This is a genomic window from Streptomyces sp. NPDC006602 (genome assembly GCF_042870385.1).
GTDB lineage: Bacteria > Actinomycetota > Actinomycetes > Streptomycetales > Streptomycetaceae > Streptomyces.
The window spans coordinates 244,589-260,913 of record NZ_JBIAHG010000011.1 but is presented as its reverse complement, the minus strand read 5'-3'; the positions used below and the strand labels follow the sequence as shown (position 1 = coordinate 260,913).

Annotated in this window: 12 protein-coding genes; 9 read left to right on the top strand and 3 right to left on the bottom strand. The window is 69.1% G+C overall.

The annotated features are described in order from the left end of the window. Positions 1-56: 56 nt before the first annotated feature. The 4 genes from ACFYO2_RS27225 (at position 57) to ACFYO2_RS27210 (ending at position 7,113) form a co-directional block, all read left to right on the top strand. Positions 57-1,799 carry an LCP family protein gene (locus ACFYO2_RS27225; protein ID WP_388354159.1) on the top strand — a complete coding sequence of 581 codons (1,743 nt, stop codon included), beginning with the start codon at positions 57-59 and terminating at the stop codon, positions 1,797-1,799. An 85-nt stretch (positions 1,800-1,884) separates the two neighbouring features. Further along, on the top strand, positions 1,885-3,570 hold the full coding sequence (locus ACFYO2_RS27220; RefSeq protein ID WP_388354156.1) for an LCP family protein: 1,686 nt from the start codon (positions 1,885-1,887) through the stop codon (positions 3,568-3,570). A gap of 112 nt (positions 3,571-3,682) precedes the next feature. Next, a complete protein-coding gene (locus tag ACFYO2_RS27215) occupies positions 3,683-5,371 on the top strand; it encodes an LCP family protein (protein WP_388354153.1) in 1,689 nt (562 codons plus the stop codon). 158 nt (positions 5,372-5,529) lie between these two features. After that, positions 5,530-7,113, top strand: a complete 1,584-nt coding sequence (locus ACFYO2_RS27210) for an LCP family protein (RefSeq protein ID WP_388354151.1) — start codon at positions 5,530-5,532, stop codon at positions 7,111-7,113. A 3-nt stretch (positions 7,114-7,116) separates the two neighbouring features. On the opposite strand, the gene ACFYO2_RS27205 is transcribed toward ACFYO2_RS27210, so the two are convergent. Further along, entirely contained in the window at positions 7,117-8,160 is a 1,044-nt protein-coding gene (locus ACFYO2_RS27205; RefSeq protein WP_388354149.1) for a glycosyltransferase family 2 protein, read from the bottom strand. A gap of 74 nt (positions 8,161-8,234) precedes the next feature. Here ACFYO2_RS27205 and ACFYO2_RS27200 point away from each other — a divergent pair, with 74 nt between their 5' ends. After that, complete coding sequence (locus tag ACFYO2_RS27200; RefSeq protein ID WP_388354146.1) at positions 8,235-9,773, top strand: LCP family protein; 1,539 nt, start codon at positions 8,235-8,237, stop codon at positions 9,771-9,773. Between the two features lie 117 nt (positions 9,774-9,890). Beyond that, positions 9,891-10,250 (top strand): four-helix bundle copper-binding protein, encoded by a 360-nt coding sequence (locus tag ACFYO2_RS27195; protein WP_388354143.1) that lies wholly within the window; start codon positions 9,891-9,893, stop codon positions 10,248-10,250. An 87-nt stretch (positions 10,251-10,337) separates the two neighbouring features. Here the strand turns inward: ACFYO2_RS27195 and ACFYO2_RS27190 are convergent, their stop codons facing one another. Next, on the bottom strand, positions 10,338-11,657 hold the full coding sequence (locus ACFYO2_RS27190; RefSeq protein ID WP_388354140.1) for an LCP family protein: 1,320 nt from the start codon (positions 11,655-11,657) through the stop codon (positions 10,338-10,340). A 119-nt stretch (positions 11,658-11,776) separates the two neighbouring features. Here ACFYO2_RS27190 and ACFYO2_RS27185 point away from each other — a divergent pair, with 119 nt between their 5' ends. Beyond that, the gene (locus ACFYO2_RS27185; RefSeq protein ID WP_388354137.1) at positions 11,777-12,334 is read left to right on the top strand and encodes an acyl-CoA thioesterase; all 558 of its coding nucleotides are present in this window, start codon (positions 11,777-11,779) and stop codon (positions 12,332-12,334) included. 225 nt (positions 12,335-12,559) lie between these two features. Here ACFYO2_RS27185 and ACFYO2_RS27180 read toward each other — a convergent pair whose 3' ends face one another. Next, positions 12,560-13,717, bottom strand: a complete 1,158-nt coding sequence (locus tag ACFYO2_RS27180; RefSeq protein ID WP_388354134.1) for an acyl-CoA dehydrogenase — start codon at positions 13,715-13,717, stop codon at positions 12,560-12,562. A gap of 209 nt (positions 13,718-13,926) precedes the next feature. On the opposite strand from ACFYO2_RS27180, the gene ACFYO2_RS27175 reads away from it, so the two are divergent. Beyond that, positions 13,927-15,270 (top strand): UDP-glucose dehydrogenase family protein, encoded by a 1,344-nt coding sequence (locus ACFYO2_RS27175; protein ID WP_388354131.1) that lies wholly within the window; start codon positions 13,927-13,929, stop codon positions 15,268-15,270. A 419-nt stretch (positions 15,271-15,689) separates the two neighbouring features. Next, entirely contained in the window at positions 15,690-16,325 is a 636-nt protein-coding gene (locus ACFYO2_RS27170; RefSeq protein ID WP_388354128.1) for a hypothetical protein, read from the top strand.

Here is a 16,325-nt window from a genome sequence, read left to right as displayed (position 1 = left end):
CGAGCGCCTTGGAGGGGGAAGGCGCCGCGTGGCCCCGACGGAGGGTTCAGACAACCGTGGACGCGCAAGGCCGTGGGCGGGCGGACGACATCGACCCCGCAGACCAGTGGGTACTCAACCCGAGCACCGGCGAATACGAACTGCGACTGACCCCTTCCGCACCGCAATCATTGGGGGTCGTTCCCGGTCCCCGTAGAGCGGTCACCGACAGAGCGGGTGCCCCGGCACGCGGTCGTACGGCGGCGCCCGCGGCTCCGGTGGCGCCCGGCCGTGAGGTGCCGCCGCCGCGCAGGCGCCGGGGCGTGCCCGAGGAGCCGCTGCCGGGACGGCGCGGCCGTCGGCCGGTGAAGAAGAAGTCCAAGGCGAAGAAGATCCTGCTGTGGACCGGCGGCACGATGGCGTTCGTGCTGGTGGCCGCGGCGGGCGCCGCGTACCTCTACATCGAGCACCTCAACGGCAACATCACGTCCGTCGCCGACGACGGCGCCAGCACCGGCGGCTTCCAGAAGGACAAGCCGATCAACATCCTGATGATCGGCACGGACAAGCGCACCGGTGCGGGCAACGAGGGCTACGGCGACTCCGGCAGCGTCGGCCACGCGGACACCACGATCCTGCTGCACGTCTCCAAGGACCGCTCCAACGCGACCGCGCTCAGCATCCCGCGCGACCTGATCGTCGACGTCCCCGACTGCCCGACCACGCAGAAGGACGGCTCGCAGGAGATCATCAAGGGCACGACGGACGTCCGCTTCAACACCAGCCTCGGCCAGGACGACCGTACGCCCAGCTGCACGATGCGGACCGTCACCGAACTGACCGGGGTCACCCCCGACAACTTCATCGTCGCGGACTTCAACGCGGTCAAGACGCTGACCACGGCGGTCGGCGGGGTCGACGTGTGTCTGGCCAAGGACATCAACGACCCGGACTCGCACCTCGACCTGAAGAAGGGGACGCAGCACATCTCGGGCGAGACGGCGCTCGCGTTCGTGCGCACCCGGCACGCGGTCGGGTTCGGCGGCGACCTGAGCCGGATCACGCTGCAGCAGCAGTTCCTCAGCGCGCTGATGCGCAAGCTGAAGTCCAACGACACGCTGACCAACCCGGCGAAGATGATCAAGCTGGCCGAGGCGGGGACGAAGGCACTGACCGTCGACTCCAAGCTGGACAGCATCACGAAGCTGAAGGACCTGGGCCTGGAGCTGGGCAAGCTCAACGTCAAGAACCTGACGTTCACCACGGTGCCGGTGATCGACAACCCGGCGGAGAAGATCAAGGCGACCGTCGTGGTCAACCCGTCGTCGGCTCCCCAGGTCTTCGACATGATCAGGAACGACGTGTCGTTCACCGAGGTCAAGGCGCAGAAGAAGAAGGAGGCCGCCGCAGTCGCCGCCCGCCTCAAGGGCACCAAGTCGGACGCCTCGGAGGTCCGGGTGCGCATCCTCAACGGCGGTGCGGAGGCCGGCAGCGCGCAGGCGGAGCTGGAGTACCTGCAGAACGAAGCGGGTGTGCTGAAGTCGGAGAACGCGGGCAACGCGGATGCCCCGGTGGCGAAGACGACCCTCGAGTACGCTCCCGAACAGGCCGACCAGGCGCGTCGGCTGGCCGCCATCATGGGCCTGTCGGGTTCGGCGATGAAGCCGGGCGAGAGCGTGGAGAACTCCCAGGGCCTGCCGACGATGACGCTGACCCTGGGCAAGGACTTCAAGGGCGCGGGCGTGTCGCTCACCGCTCCGACGAAGGCGCCGGAGGGGGTTCAGCAGTCCACCGCGGACAAGGTCGAGTGCGCCAAGTGACCTGAGGTGCCTGTCGCGCGTCTGACAGGGCGTAAAGGGGCGTAAGCCAGGCCCGTCGACGGCGCGAGGGCAGGGGGGAACAGGGATGACGTACAGCAGTGTGCACGGGGAGGGGACGCGACCGGGCGTCCGGCATGTGAGCAAGGCGGGGCGGGAGGGCGGCCGTCGTGGGGACGACGGGGACGGCTCCGGCAGATCCTCCGGCGGCGGGCACGGCGGCCACGGCGGGCGGCGCGGCCGACGACGGCAGGCCAGACGCAAGCACCGGGTGCTGCGATGGTCCGCGACGAGTCTCGCGGTGCTGATACTGGGCACGGCCGGCGCCGGATACCTCTACTACCAGCACCTCAACGGCAACATCGAGAAGGGCCGGCGCAGCAACGGCGACTCGAAGGCACGCAAGACCGAGCCGAACGCCGCGGGGCAGACGCCGCTGAACATCCTGCTGATCGGCTCGGACAGCCGTGCGTCCGACGCGAACGTGGCGCTCGGCGGCGGCAAGGACGACCGCGGCAACCCGCCGCTGGCCGACGTGCAGATGCTCATCCACCTCTCCGCAGACCGCAAGAGCGCCGCGGTGGTGAGCATTCCGCGTGACACCCGGGTCGACATCCCGGCGTGCAAGGACCCGGACACCGACAAGACGTACCCGGCCACCAACGAGATCATCAACACGACGCTGGGCCGCGGCGGAGCCGGCTGTACGCTGGCCACCTGGGAGAATCTCACCGGGATCTACATCGACCACTGGATGACGATCGACTTCGCGGGCGTGGTGAGCATGGCGGACGCCATCGGCGGCGTCGAGGTCTGTGTGAACCAGAACGTGTGGGACCGCCCGCTTCCGGGTGTGCCCGGCGGCTCCGGCCTGAAGATGACGGCCGGCACCAAGAAGGTCAAGGGCAAGCAGGCCCTGCAGTGGCTGCGCACCCGGCACGCCTGGGGCAGCGACCCGCTGCGGGCCCGCGCCCAGCACATGTACATGAACTCGATGATCCGCACCCTGAAGGACCAGAACGTCTTCACCGACGCCGGCCGGCTGACGAGCCTGGCCGAGGCGGCCACCAAGTCGCTGACGGTCTCTGAGGAGATCGGCACGGTCAAGGAGCTCTACGACCTCGGCACGCAGCTCAAGACGGTGCCCACGGACCGCATCACCATGACGACGATGCCGACCATCGAGGACAACGAGAACGCCAACCACCTGCTGCCGGCCGGGGCGGACGCCGAGAAGATGTGGGCGATGCTCCGCGACGACGTGCCCTTCGACGACAAGGGCGCCTCGTCGGACGGCAAGACAGCGAGCCCGGCCAGTACGCCGAGCGCGGCCAGGACGACCGACGACCCCGCCGCGGCCGACGACCAGATCGGCGTCGTGGTGCAGAACGCCACGCGGTCCGCCACTCTCGGCCCGGTCAGCGGCCGGGCGAGGGACATCTCCCAGGAGCTCGTGGGCAAGGGCTTCACCAGGACGACGACGGACACCTCGGCGGCACTCGCCGAGGCGCGGACCGTGGTGCGCTACCCGAGCGCCGAACTGGCGGGCGACGCCCAGGCGGTGGCCAAGTCCCTGGGGATCCCGGTGAGTTCGGTGCAGAAGTCGACCGACGTCTCCGGTGTCACCGTCGTGGTCGGCGCCGACTGGCGTTCCGGCACGGCCTATCCGAAGCAGAAGACACCTCGGGCCGGGGATCTGCCGAGCAATTCCGACGCCATCAACGGCTCCGACACCAAGCAGTGCATGGACGTGTACAAGCCGTATCGCTGGTAGAGCGCTGCCACAGGAATCCGGGGAAAGTTCACTCGACGCCAAATCGTGCGGATAGTGTGAGCAATTCAGTGGGGAAGGTGCCGTGTGGCCCTGACGGAGGATTCGGACAACCTTGGACGCACCAGGCCGTGAGCGGGCGGAGCACGTCGACCCCGCAGACCAGTGGGTACTCAATCCGAACACCGGCGAATACGAGCTGCGGCTGACGCCCTCCGCGCAACGCCGGATCGTTCCCCAGCCGCGCGGCGGCCGTACGGCGCCCCCCGCGGCCCCCGGCCGTGAGGTCCCGCCGCCGCGCAGGCGCGTCCCCGAGGAACCGCTGCCCGGCAGGCGCGGACGCCGGCCGGTCAAGAAGAAGTCCAAGGCGAAGAAGGCGCTGTTGTGGACCGGCGGCGGCATGGCGTTGGTCCTGGTCGCCACGGCGGGCGGCGGCTACCTCTACCTCAAGCACCTTGAGGGCAACGTCAAGACGACGGACGTCGGCGACGCGGGCGCGAGCAGCTTCAAGAAGGACGAGGCGTTCAACATCCTCGTCATCGGCACCGACAAGCGCACCGGCGAAGGCAACGAGGGCTACGGCGACGCCGGCAGCGTAGGCCACGCCGACACCACGATCCTGCTGCACGTCGCCAAGGACCGTTCCAACGCGACCGCACTCAGCATCCCGCGCGATCTGATCGTCGACATCCCGGAGTGCCAGGCCACAAAGGACGACGGCACCAAGGTGACCGTGTCGGCCCAGCGGGGCGTCCGCTTCAACAAGAGCCTCGGCGAGAGCGGCCGGGACGCGGGCTGCACCATGCGGACGGTCAAGGAGGCCACCGGCATCCAGCCGGACCACTTCATGATGGCCGACTTCAACGCGGTCAAGACACTGACCACAGCGGTGGACGGCGTCGAGGTGTGCGTGACGAAGGCTGTCAACGACAAGGAGTCCAAGCTCATCCTGCCGAAGGGCGAGTCCAAGGTGGAGGGCGAGCGGGCCCTCGCCTTCCTGCGCACCCGGCACAGCTTCGGCAACCAGGGCGACCTCGACCGCATCAAGGTGCAGCAGCAGTTCCTGGGCTCGCTGATGCGCAAGATGTCCTCCAGCGACACCCTCACCAGCCCCACGAAGCTGCTGAAGCTGGCCGAGGCGGCCACCAACGCGCTCACCGTGGACACCGCGATCGGCAAGGTCGGCACGCTCAAGGACATGGCCCTGGAGTTGAAGAAGGTGCCGACGAAGAACATCACCTTCGCCACGATCCCGGTGGTGGACAACCCCACGGAGCAGATCAAGGCGACGGTGATCGTCGACGAGACCAGGGCGCCCCAGGTCTTCAACATGATCCAGAACGACATCTCGTTCACCGAGGTCAAGGCGCAGCAGAAGCAGGAGGCCGCCGCGGTGGCCGCCCGCCTCAAGGGCACCAAGGCCGACGCCTCCGAGGTGCGGGTCCAGATCCTCAACGGCGGTGCCGCGTCCGGCAGCGCGCAGAAGCAACTGGACTGGCTGCAGAACAGCGCGGGCGTCAGCAAGTCGGATAATGCGGGCAACGCGGGCGCCGACCAGGCCAAGACGACCGTCGAGTACGCGCCCGAACAGGCCGACCAAGCCCGTCGGCTGGCCGACATCATGGGTCTGTCCGGCTCGGCGATGAAGCCGGGCAAGAGTGTCACCAACGCCCAGGGCCTGCCCACGATGACCCTCATCCTGGGCAAGGACTTCAAGGGCGCGGGCGTGAAGCTCAACGCCGCCTCCGTCGAGACGCCGGACGTGGAGAAGTCCACGGCCGACAAGGTCCAGTGCGCGAGTTGACCGTTCGTGTGGGCAAGTTGACCGGTCACTGGGGCAAATTGACCGGCTGCACAGGCAAGTTGACGAAATAGAGCAACCTGACGGGCCCGTCGTATGTCTCCAGGACGTACGGCGGGCCGCGCCATGGCGCGAGGGCGGGTAGTCGGGGAGGACTCGAAGTGACGCGGAACAGTGTTCGGGAAGTCGAACCGGCTGCCGAGAAGGTCGGTACCACCGGCGACGGTCGGCACAGCCGGCACGGCGGGCTCCGGTCGCCGCGGGGGCGTCGGCTGCTGCGCTGGTCCGCGGCGACGCTCGCCGTACTGATACTGGGCTCGGCCACCGCCGGTTACCTCTACTACCGGCACCTGAACGGCAACATCAAGAAGGAGGAACTCAACCTCGGCGACAACAAGGTCGCCGAGCCGACGCCGAACGCGGCCGGCCAGACGCCGCTGAACATCCTGATCATCGGCTCCGACGCCCGCGACACCGAGGAGAACCAGGAACTCGGCGGCGCCCGCGAGACGTTCGGCTCGACGCCGCTGGCGGACGTGCAGATGCTGGTGCACCTGTCCGCCGACCGCTCCAACATGTCGGTCGTCAGCATGCCCCGCGACACCCTCGTGAAGATCCCGAAGTGCACCGACCCGGACGACGACGAGGTGTACCCGGCGAGCGACGGCCGCGTCATGACCAACCAGAGCCTCGGCCACGGCGGTCCCGGCTGCACGGTAGCCACCTGGCAGGAGCTCACCGGCGTCCACATCGACCACTTCGTGATGGTCGACTTCGCGGGCGTGGTGTCGATGGCCGACGCCGTCGGCGGCGTCCCGGTGTGCGTGGACGCCAACATCCTCTCCCGCGACAGCCAGGGCCACGGCTCCGGCCTGAAGCTGGAGAAGGGCACCACGTCGGTGAAGGGCGAGCGGGCCCTGCAGTGGCTGCGGACACGTTACGGCTTCGAGGACGGCAGCGACCTGGCCCGCGCCAAGGCTCAGCACATGTACATGAACTCGCTGATCCGGACGCTGCGCGAGAACGCCACCCTGAGCAGCCCGAACAAGCTGCGCAAGCTCGCCGAGGAGGCCACCGGTGCCCTCACGGTCGACTCGGGCCTCGACACCGTCAAGAAGCTCTACGACGTCAGCAACGAGCTGCGCAAGGTCGAGCCGAAGCGCATCACCATGACCACGATGCCCAACCGGTACGTCGGTTCCCGCGTCGAGCCGACGGAGGACGCCGAGAAACTGTTCCGCCTGGTCCGGGAGGACATCGCGCTGGACGGCAAGGACGAGAAGAAGGCGGCCGAGGCCCCGTCGGCGACCGCCTCCGGCGACCCGGCCGCCGACGACGACGAGATCGGCGTACTCGTCCAGAACGGCACCCGCACCGACACCCTCCGCGCGGCCTCCGGACGCGCGAGCACGGTGGCCGGGCTGCTCGCGGAGAAGGGCTTCACCAAGGCGGCCGCGGACACCTCGTCCGCGCTCAGCGAGGACCGTACCGTCGTCCGCTACCCGAGCGCCGAGCTGGCGGGCGACGCTCAGCGCGTCGCCAAGTCCCTCGGCATTCCCGCGAGTTCGGTGGAGCGGTCGACGGACGTCTCCGGGGTCACGGTCGTCGTGGGCGCCGACTGGCGCGAGGGGACGACGTACAAGGCGCCCGTGGAGGACGACAAGACCCCGGAGTCCGCCGAGGCGCTCAACGGCGCCGACGAGGACGCCTGCATGCACGTGAACCCGGGGTTCACGTGGTCCTGACGGTCAGGCCGACGCTTCCTGCGCGTCGACGTGCACGGCGGGCCGCCGGCTCGCGATCACCTTGCGGGCGAGCGAGCGCGGGCTGGTCAAAAAGCCCCAGCCCCACGACATGTGCATGGTGGCGAGGGCGACGGGGATGCGCAGCCGTGCCTTCAGCGGCAGCCCCCTGCCCGCGGGCACGGACCCGAGGGTGATCGCCGCGAGATAGCCGCCCGGGACCACGAAGCCCCACGGGGTGAGCAGGGCGCCGATGACGATTCCCGCCACTATCGCGCACACCACGGTCGGCGGGGCGAGGTAGCGCAGGTTGATGGAGCCCTCGTGGTACCGGGCGACGACGTGCCGCCAGCGGCCGTAGTCCTTGTACTGCTTGGCGAGGGCGCGCACGCTCGGCCGGGGCCGGTACGACACCCTCAGCTCGGGCGAGAACCAGATCAGCCCGCCCGCCTCGCGGATGCGGAAGTTGAGCTCCCAGTCCTGGGCGCGGACGAACTCCACGTTGTACCCGCCCTGCTGCTCCAGCGCCTCGCGCCGGAACACTCCGAGGTACACGGTCTCGGCCTCGCCGGCCTCCCCGCCCGTGTGGAAGGAGGCGTTGCCCACCCCGATCTTCGAGGTCATGGCGGCGGCGACCGCGTGCTCCCAGTCGTTCTCGCCCTCGGCGTGCATGATGCCGCCGACGTTCTGCGCGCCGGTCTCCTCCAGGAGCCGTACGGCGGTGGTGATGTAGTTCGGCGAGAGCATGCCGTGGCCGTCGACGCGCACGACGATCGAGTGGCGGGACGCCTTGATCGCGGCGTTCAGCGCGGCGGGCGTACGACCGGTCGGATTCGGCACGGTGTGCACGCGGGGGTCTTCACGGACGAGCTCGGCCGCGATCTCGTCCGTACGGTCCGTGGAGGGACCGAGGGCGATCACGACCTCCATCTCGCCAGCGTACTCCTGGGCGAGGATCGCTTGGACGGCTCCGCGCAGATGCCGTTCCTCGTTGAGGACGGGCATGATGACGGACACGGCGGGGAGCTGCACGTCGGGCTTGGCGTTCATAGGGAGCAAACGTTACCGCGAATGGGGGACACGACCGCGCCCCACCCGGGGCGGTGCCCCGGACCGCAGATCGTATGGGCCTACGGTGCTCACGATCCCACGCACGGCCCTCGCGGAGGTGTCCTTCCTTGCCCACGCCGCCCCGCTCCCCCGCCGCCCGACGCCGGCGCCGCCCGCAGCCACGGCGGTCGGCGCGACCCCCCGTACGGCCCGTACGGCCCGTACAACGGAAGAAGCCGCGCTGGGCCATGCGGGCGGTGACGACCCTCTCCGTCGTCGTGCTCGCCTCGGCCGGCATCGGCCACGCGATCGTCACCAGCCTCGACGCGGACATCTCCCGGGTCGACGCCTTCAAGGACATGAAGAACCGCCCGCGGGCGGGCCACGGCATGAACGTCCTGCTCGTCGGCACGGACGGCCGCGAAAAGGTCACCGAGGCCGAGCGGCGGGAGTACCGGCTCGGCGGCGCCCCCTGCCACTGCACCGACACGATGATGATCGTGCACATCTCGGAGGACCGGGAGCGGGCGAGCGTGGTGAGCCTGCCGCGCGACTCGTACGCCGTGACCCCGGCCCACACCGACCGGACGACGGGCGAACGGCATCACGGACACCCCGTCAAACTCAACGCGGCGTACGCGGAGGGCGGCCCCCAGCTGACCGTCCGGACCGTCGAGAGCATGACCCGCGTGAAGATCGACCACTATTTGGAGGTCGACTTCACCAGCTTCATGAAGACGGTCGACGTGCTCGGCGGGGTCAGGATCTGCACCGCCGAGCCGCTGAAGGACAGATACACCGGCCTCGACCTCCGGCCCGGCACGCACACCCTCCAGGGCGGCCAGGCCCTCCAGTACGTCCGCTCCCGGCACGTCGACGGCGCCTCCGACCTCGGCCGGATGCAGCGCCAGCAGCGCTTCCTGGCCGCCCTCGTCGACCGCACCACGTCCTCCGGGATCCTGCTCAACCCGATGAAGTTCCGGGACATCACCCGGGCCGCCCTCGGCTCCGTACGCGCCGACAAGGGCTTCGGCACGCACGAGCTGCTCGACCTCGGTCGGGCGATGCGCAACTTCTCCCCCTCCTCCTCGGAGTTCACGACGGTGCCGATCGGGCAGATGGGATACGCCGTGAAGGGCGTCGGCTCGACGCTGAAATGGGACACCAGGAAGGCCGACCGCCTCTTCCGGTCCCTCCGCGACGACAAGCCCCTGTCGTCCCCACACAAGCCGAAGCCCAAGGCTCTCCGCGTGGACGTCGCCCCCCAGCAGATCCGCGTTCAGGTGGAGAACGGCACGGCCACGGCCGGCCTCGGCAAGCGCGTCGACACGGCCCTGGCGGCGACGGACTTCCGCACGACCCGCCGCCCGGTGAACGCGGCCGACCGCACCCTGAAGCGCACGGTCGTCGCCTACGACCCCCGCTGGGACCGCTCCGCCAAGTCCCTCGCGGCCGCGCTGCCGGGCAGCCGGCTGCGGCCGGTGAAGGGGCTCGGCGCGACACTGAAGGTGATCGTCGGGGCGGACTTCCGTGAGGTACGGAGGGTGCGGGCGGTGGATCCGGCGCAGGGGGAGTCCGGGGTGGTGCGGGGGGACGAGGTGTTGTGCTCGTAGGGCGATCCGGGTTCGTCCCGGATTCCCCCGGTCCGCCCCATGGCGGACCCGCCCGGGTAGGCGTACCACGGAAGAGTGGGAACCGGTCCCGCGGTTCCCGCCCCTCGAGGAGGAACCATGACCCAGCCCACCACGACCCAGCTCACCAAGGAGATGCAGGACTGCATCGAGGCGTGCATGTCCTGTCACAGCGCATGCGAGGAGACGATGAGCTCCTGTATGCAGAAGGGCGGACAGGCCCAGATGCAGATCATGCGGGCTCTCATCGACTGTTCCGAGACGACCCGCATGTGCTCGGACATGATGATGCGCCGCTCGTCCCTCTCCACCGACATGTGCGCCCTGTGCGCCAAGGCCTGCGACACGTGTGCCGAGGCATGCATGTCGATGCCCGACGACTCTCAGATGATGGCGTGTGCCGAGGCCTGCCGCCGCTGCGCCCAGACCTGCCGCGCGATGGCGGGAGCCACGATGTGACTCCGCCCGCCAGAATTCAAGGGCACCCCGAGGGGTGCCCTTGATCGTGTCGTCTACGTCGGCGAAGAGGAAGAGGCAGCGGGTTGGTCACCCGCTGGAGACCGTGACCTTCTCGTCGTTGTTCAGCTGGTCGACCAGCGTCTTCACCTTGGCCTTGTCCCAGACGAGGTTGCCCCCGGTCGAGCCGGAGATCGGCATGTTCATGGACGTGCCGTCGCCGCCGTTGACGCCCTTCATCGCCCAGAACATGGAGGCCAGGTCGTACAGGCCCATGTCCTTGTCGACGATCAGCGAGTCCAGGCCCGAGCCCATGGTCGGGTAGAGCTTGAACGGGTTGAGGATCGTGCTCGGAGTGGCGACCTGGTTGGCGAGCGCGTTGAGGAACTTCTGCTGGTTCTTCGTGCGGTCCAGGTCGGAGCCGGCCAGCGCGTACCGGGTACGGACGAAGGCGAGCGCCTGCTCGCCGTTCAGGGTCTGCTTGCCCGCCTCGAAATCGGCGCCGGACTTGGTGTCCTTCATGCCGCCCTTCGGGATGTCGATCTCGACACCGCCGACCGCGTCCACGATGTTCGCGAAGCCGGCGAAGCCGATCTCCACGTAGTGGTCGATGTGCAGGCCGGTGTTGAACTCGACCGTGCGGACGAGGAGCTCGGGGCCGTCCTCCGCGTAGGCCGCGTTCAGCTTCACGTGGCGGCCCGTGCCCTGGTACGTCTTGCCGGAGTCGGAGCCCTTGTACGTGGGGATCTCCACGTCCGAGTCGCGGGGCAGGGAGACCAGCGTGTCGCCGTTGCCGCCGACGTGCAGCAGCATCATCGAGTCGGTGCGCTTGCCCTCGGCGGACCCGGTGTGCAGCTTCTTCTTCTCCTCGGCCGACATGCCCGCGCGGCTGTCGGAGCCGACGATCAGGTAGTTCGTGCCGTCGCCCGTCTCCGGCCGGTCGATGACCTTGGACAGGTCGACCTCGCGGTTGAGCTTGGAGTCGGCCCAGAAGTACGTGGCGACGGTCGTCCCGACCAGCACCACCAGCACGGTGATCGAGGTCAGCTTGATCCGCCGTCGCCAGTTCGGGGCCGGGCGCGGACCACGGGTGCCCCTGCCGCCGGGACCGGCGGGGCCACCGCCGCCGGGGCCCCCGCCGTAGACCTGTCCCGTGTTGTAGCCGCTGTCGTACCCGTCGTCGTAGACGGTGTCGTCACCGCCGTTGACGTACGAGGGCTGCTGCGGGACCCCGCCGTACGGCGGGGCCGGGGCGCCCGGGCCGCCGTACGCCCCCTGCCCGGGCGGAGTCGCCTGGCCGCGGCGGATCTGCCGCATGACACGGGCGCTCTCGGGCTGTGCGCCTGCGCTGCCGCGTCCGTACCGGCTGCCGCGGTTGTCGTCGGACCATGCCTCGGGCCAATCGTTCATGGGCCCCAGTGTGCAGGGCAGTGCTATGTCCCTTACAAGGTTCGTCGGAAAATAAGGGCACTGCTGTTGCGAAGCTGACACAAAATCCCGGGTTGTCACCTCGGCATAAGGTGGAGGCCATGACAGATCAGGCCTCCGCCGCGGAATCGGAGACTCCGGATATCCCGGGCAAGCCGACCTCGGCGTCCCGGACCACGCTCAGCCACATCATGACCCACGCTGACACGAACCTGCTGGGCACCGTGCACGGTGGCGTGATCATGAAGCTGGTCGACGACGCGGCCGGTGCCGTGGCCGGCCGGCACAGCGGCGGGCCCGCGGTCACCGCGTCCATGGACGAGATGGCGTTCCTGGAGCCGGTCCGGGTCGGCGACCTCGTCCATGTGAAGGCCCAGGTCAACTGGACCGGCCGGACCTCGATGGAGGTCGGGGTTCGGGTGCTGGCCGAGCGGTGGAACGAGTCGAACCCGGCCACCCAGGTCGGCTCCGCCTACCTCGTCTTCGCCGCCGTCGACGCCGACGGCAAACCGCGCCGGGTGCCGCCGGTGCTCCCGGAGACCGAGCGCGACAAGCGGCGCTACCAGGAGGCCCAGATCCGCCGCACGCACCGGCTGGCACGACGCCGGGAGATCATGGAGCTACGGGAGCGGCGGGTGGCGGAGGGCTTCGAGGACTGAGCGCCCCACCGGCGCCCCGAGGACGTGACCCGACGGTCCGGCCGCCTCAGCCAGGCCCGACCGGGCTTTCCATGACCGCCCGGGCCCGACATGGCGGTCATCGTTGCGCGGTGTCGGCCAAGAAGAGACTCGCGCCGACTGAAGCGGCTCCAGGGGACACACCCGCGTCGCCCTCCACCCGAAGTTCGGACGGAGGGCGACAGGACACGGCAGATCCAGCGGGCGTTACGGCAGGTTCCTCGCCATCACGATCCGCTGCACCTGGTTCGTGCCTTCGTATATCTGCGTGATCTTCGCGTCGCGCATCATCCGCTCCACCGGGTAGTCCCGGGTGTAGCCGTAGCCACCGAGCAGCTGGACCGCGTCGACCGTGACCTCCATCGCCACGTCCGAGGCGAAGCACTTCGCCGCCGCGCCCTGGAAGGTGAGGTCGGCGTCGCCGCGCTCGGACTTGGCTGCCGCGGCGTACGTCAGCTGGCGGGCGGCCTCGATCTTCATGGCCATGTCGGCGAGCATGAACTGGATGCCCTGGAAGTCGGCGATGGGCTTGCCGAACTGCTTGCGCTCCTGGACGTAGCCCTTGGCGTAGTCCAGCGCCCCCTGCGCGATACCCAGCGCCTGGGCCGCGATCGTGATGCGGGTGTGGTCCAGGGTCTTCATCGCCGTCGCGAAGCCGGTGCCCTCTTCGCCGATCATGCGGTCGGCCGGGATGCGGACGTTGTCCAGGTAGACCTCGCGGGTGGGGCTGCCCTTGATGCCGAGCTTCTTTTCCGGGGCGCCGAAAGAGACACCCGGGTCAGACTTCTCGACGACGAAGGCGGAAATGCCCTTGCTGCGCTTCGTGGGGTCGGTGACCGCCATCACCGTGTAGTACTCCGACACCCCGGCGTTCGTGATCCAGCGCTTCACGCCGTTCAGCACGTAGTGGTCGCCGTCGCGCACCGCCTTCGTCTTCATGCCGGCCGCGTCGGAGCCCGCGTCCGGCTCGGAAAGGGCGTACGAGAACATCGCGTCACCCTTGGCGAGCGGGGTCATGTACTTCTTCTTCAGGTCCTCGGAGCCGGAGAGGATCACGGGGAGGGAGCCGAGCTTGTTCACCGCGGGGATGAGGGAGGACGAGGCGCAGACGCGCGCCACCTCCTCGATCACGATCACCGTGGCCAGCGCGTCCGCACCCGCGCCGCCGTACTCCTCGGGTACGTGGATCGCGTGCAGGTCGCCCGCCACCAGGGCCTCCAGCGCCTCCTGGGGGAAACGGGACTCCTCGTCCACCACGGCGGCGTACGGCGCGATCTTCGCCTCGGCCAGTGAACGGATCGCGTCGCGGAGCATGTCGTGCTCCTCGGACGGGCGGTACAGGTCGAAGTCAGCCGATCCGGCCAAGGTCTCTCACGCTCCAAAGACGCTGTGATGCTGGCGCTAATTACCGTTAAGTAACTCAAATTTTAGAGGCCTGCTCACGGTAGTGATACGTGAGCTTGGCGACAGCGGGAAGTCAGCAGGAAAATTGCCCGCCGAGGGACCGTGTCACGCCCCGACTATGCTCTTCCCGCGCACCTCGCCGTACCCCTCGACCGCCCCCTGGAGCACCTATGAGCCTCAAGATCACCGTGATCGGCACCGGCTACCTCGGCGCCACACACGCCGCCGCCATGGCCGAGCTCGGGTTCGAGGTGCTGGGGCTGGACGTCGTACCCGAGAAGATCGAGAAGCTGGAGCGGGGCGAGGCCCCGATGTACGAGCCCGGGCTCGACGAGCTGCTGCGCAAGCACGTCGCCGGCATTGAGGGCTCCAGCGGGCGGCTCCGCTTCACCATGGACTGGGCCGAGGTCGCCGAGTTCGGCGACATCCACTTCGTCTGCGTGACGACCCCGCAGAAGCACGGCGAGTACGCCTGCGACATGTCCTACGTCGACTCCGCCATCGCCTCCCTCGCGGCCCACCTCAAGCGCCCCGCCCTCGTCGTCGGCAAGTCCACCGTCCCCGTCGGCTCCGCGGACCGTCTCGCCGCCTACCTGACCGAGAACGCGCCCGTCGGCGAGGACGCCGAGCTGGCCTGGAACCCGGAGTTCCTGCGCGAGGGCTTCGCCGTCGACGACACGCTGCACCCGGACCGGATCGTGGTCGGTGTGCGCAGCGAGCGGGCGGAGAAGCTGCTGCGCGAGGTGTACGCCGCGCCCCTGTCCGACGGCACGCCGTTCGTCGTCACCGACTTCCCGACCGCCGAGCTGGTGAAAACCTCCGCCAACTCCTTCCTGGCCACCAAGATCTCCTTCATCAACGCGATGGCGGAGATGTGCGAGGCCTCCGGCGGTGACGTCGCCAAGCTCGCCGAGGCCATCGGGTACGACGACCGGATCGGGAAGAAGTTCCTGCGGGCCGGGATCGGCTTCGGGGGCGGGTGTCTGCCGAAGGACATCCGGGCCTTCATGGCGCGCGCCGGTGAGTTGGGTGCCGACCAGGCGCTGACCTTCCTGCGCGAGATCGACTCGATCAACATGCGTCAGCGCGGGCAGATGGTGGAACTGACCCGGCAGGTGCTGGGCGGCGGTTCCTTCCTGGGCAAGCGGGTCGCTGTGCTCGGCGCCACCTTCAAGCCCGACTCGGACGACGTCCGCGACTCGCCCGCGCTGAACGTCGCCGGGCAGATCCACCTCCAGGGCGGCCAGGTGACGGTGTACGACCCGAAGGGCATGGACAACGCCCGCCGCCTCTTCCCGACGCTCGGGTACGCCGACTCCGCGGTCGGGGCGGTCCGGGGCGCCGATGTGGTCCTTCACCTCACCGAATGGCGCGAGTTCCGCGAGCTGGACCCGGCGGCGCTCGGCGAGGTGGCGACGGACCGGGTGATCCTCGACGGGCGCAATGCCCTCGATCCGGAGTTGTGGCGGCGGGCGGGATGGCGATACCGGGCAATGGGGCGGCCGACGGCCTGAAAAGGAATGGGGGCCACAAAGCCCGGTTCATGAATTGCTGACGGGTTTGACGGAACTCCGTTATTTCCCGCACGTTTGGTGAAGGACCGGTCGCATTTACGGTGATCCCATGGGGGCCGTACGCGGGGATTCCCGCGTACGGCCCCCATGTCGTGCGGCCTCCGAGCCAAGTCCCGCACGGTATGTACGTACACGGTGACAGGCATATGCCGGTCGTGCCCGAAATCCTCAACAGGAGTTCGATTCTCTTTCGAGCAGCATGCGGAATTGACCGTTCTCACAGAAAGGGTCCCCCCGAAAGAGAGCTAGGAAACGGCCGTTTAACAAACGCGTAGCCGAGCGGAATCCACGTTCCACTCCACTGGTCGTCATTCGCCACACCTTCCATTTGGTTGACCAGACCATGCCAGGAGTGAGACATGCCCTTGTTCCGCAGGGCGGAGTGGCCACGGGACCACCGCGACGAAGTGGTGGCCGGCGCGCTCGTCGGCGCGGTCGTGATCGTGCTGGGGTACGCCTCGGGCATCGGCGCCCCGTCCAGCACCGCCGAGGCCGCCACTCCCCCGACCCCGCCGCCCGCGGCCACCGCACCGGCAAGCCCCCCGGGGGGCTCCGGCGGCACCGGCGCGCAGGATGCCGGTTCGGGCGGCGGGCTGCCGTCGTACGGAGGAGTCGGCGGGGTCGGCGGGGTCGGCGGGGTCGGCACCGGCTACGGAACCGGTGGCCAGAGCGGCACCGGCGGTATGGGCGGCACGGGTGGTACGGGCGACCCCGGCCACTCCGGTCACGAGACCTCGCCGCCCCCCGGCACCACCTCCCCCAGCCCCACCCCGTCACCGACCGACACCTGTGAGGACGGCGAGGTCACCCTTGTGGAGCCGCTCCTCACCGGACTCACCGACCCCGTCTTCGGCCTCCTGAACGGCAGCGACACCGGCACCGACACCACGGAGACGCCCGAACCGCAGCCCTCGCCCTGTGTCGGCCTCGCCCCCGTCTCCGTGACCGGTCTCCTCGGTGTCGGCGCCTCCCCGCTGCCGGAGGCGACCCCGTGA

Bases quoted from the DNA above. Each gene is read 5' to 3' on its own strand.
- ACFYO2_RS27220 (WP_388354156.1), top strand. From the start codon at position 1,885: ATGACGTACAGCAGTGTGCACGGGGAGGGGACGCGACCGGGCGTCCGG.
- ACFYO2_RS27205 (WP_388354149.1), bottom strand. From the start codon at position 8,160: ATGAACGCCAAGCCCGACGTGCAGCTCCCCGCCGTGTCCGTCATCATG.
- ACFYO2_RS27200 (WP_388354146.1), top strand. From the start codon at position 8,235: ATGGGCCTACGGTGCTCACGATCCCACGCACGGCCCTCGCGGAGGTGT.
- ACFYO2_RS27195 (WP_388354143.1), top strand. From the start codon at position 9,891: ATGACCCAGCCCACCACGACCCAGCTCACCAAGGAGATGCAGGACTGC.
- ACFYO2_RS27190 (WP_388354140.1), bottom strand. From the start codon at position 11,657: ATGAACGATTGGCCCGAGGCATGGTCCGACGACAACCGCGGCAGCCGG.
- ACFYO2_RS27185 (WP_388354137.1), top strand. From the start codon at position 11,777: ATGACAGATCAGGCCTCCGCCGCGGAATCGGAGACTCCGGATATCCCG.
- ACFYO2_RS27175 (WP_388354131.1), top strand. From the start codon at position 13,927: ATGAGCCTCAAGATCACCGTGATCGGCACCGGCTACCTCGGCGCCACA.
- ACFYO2_RS27170 (WP_388354128.1), top strand. From the start codon at position 15,690: ATGCCCTTGTTCCGCAGGGCGGAGTGGCCACGGGACCACCGCGACGAA.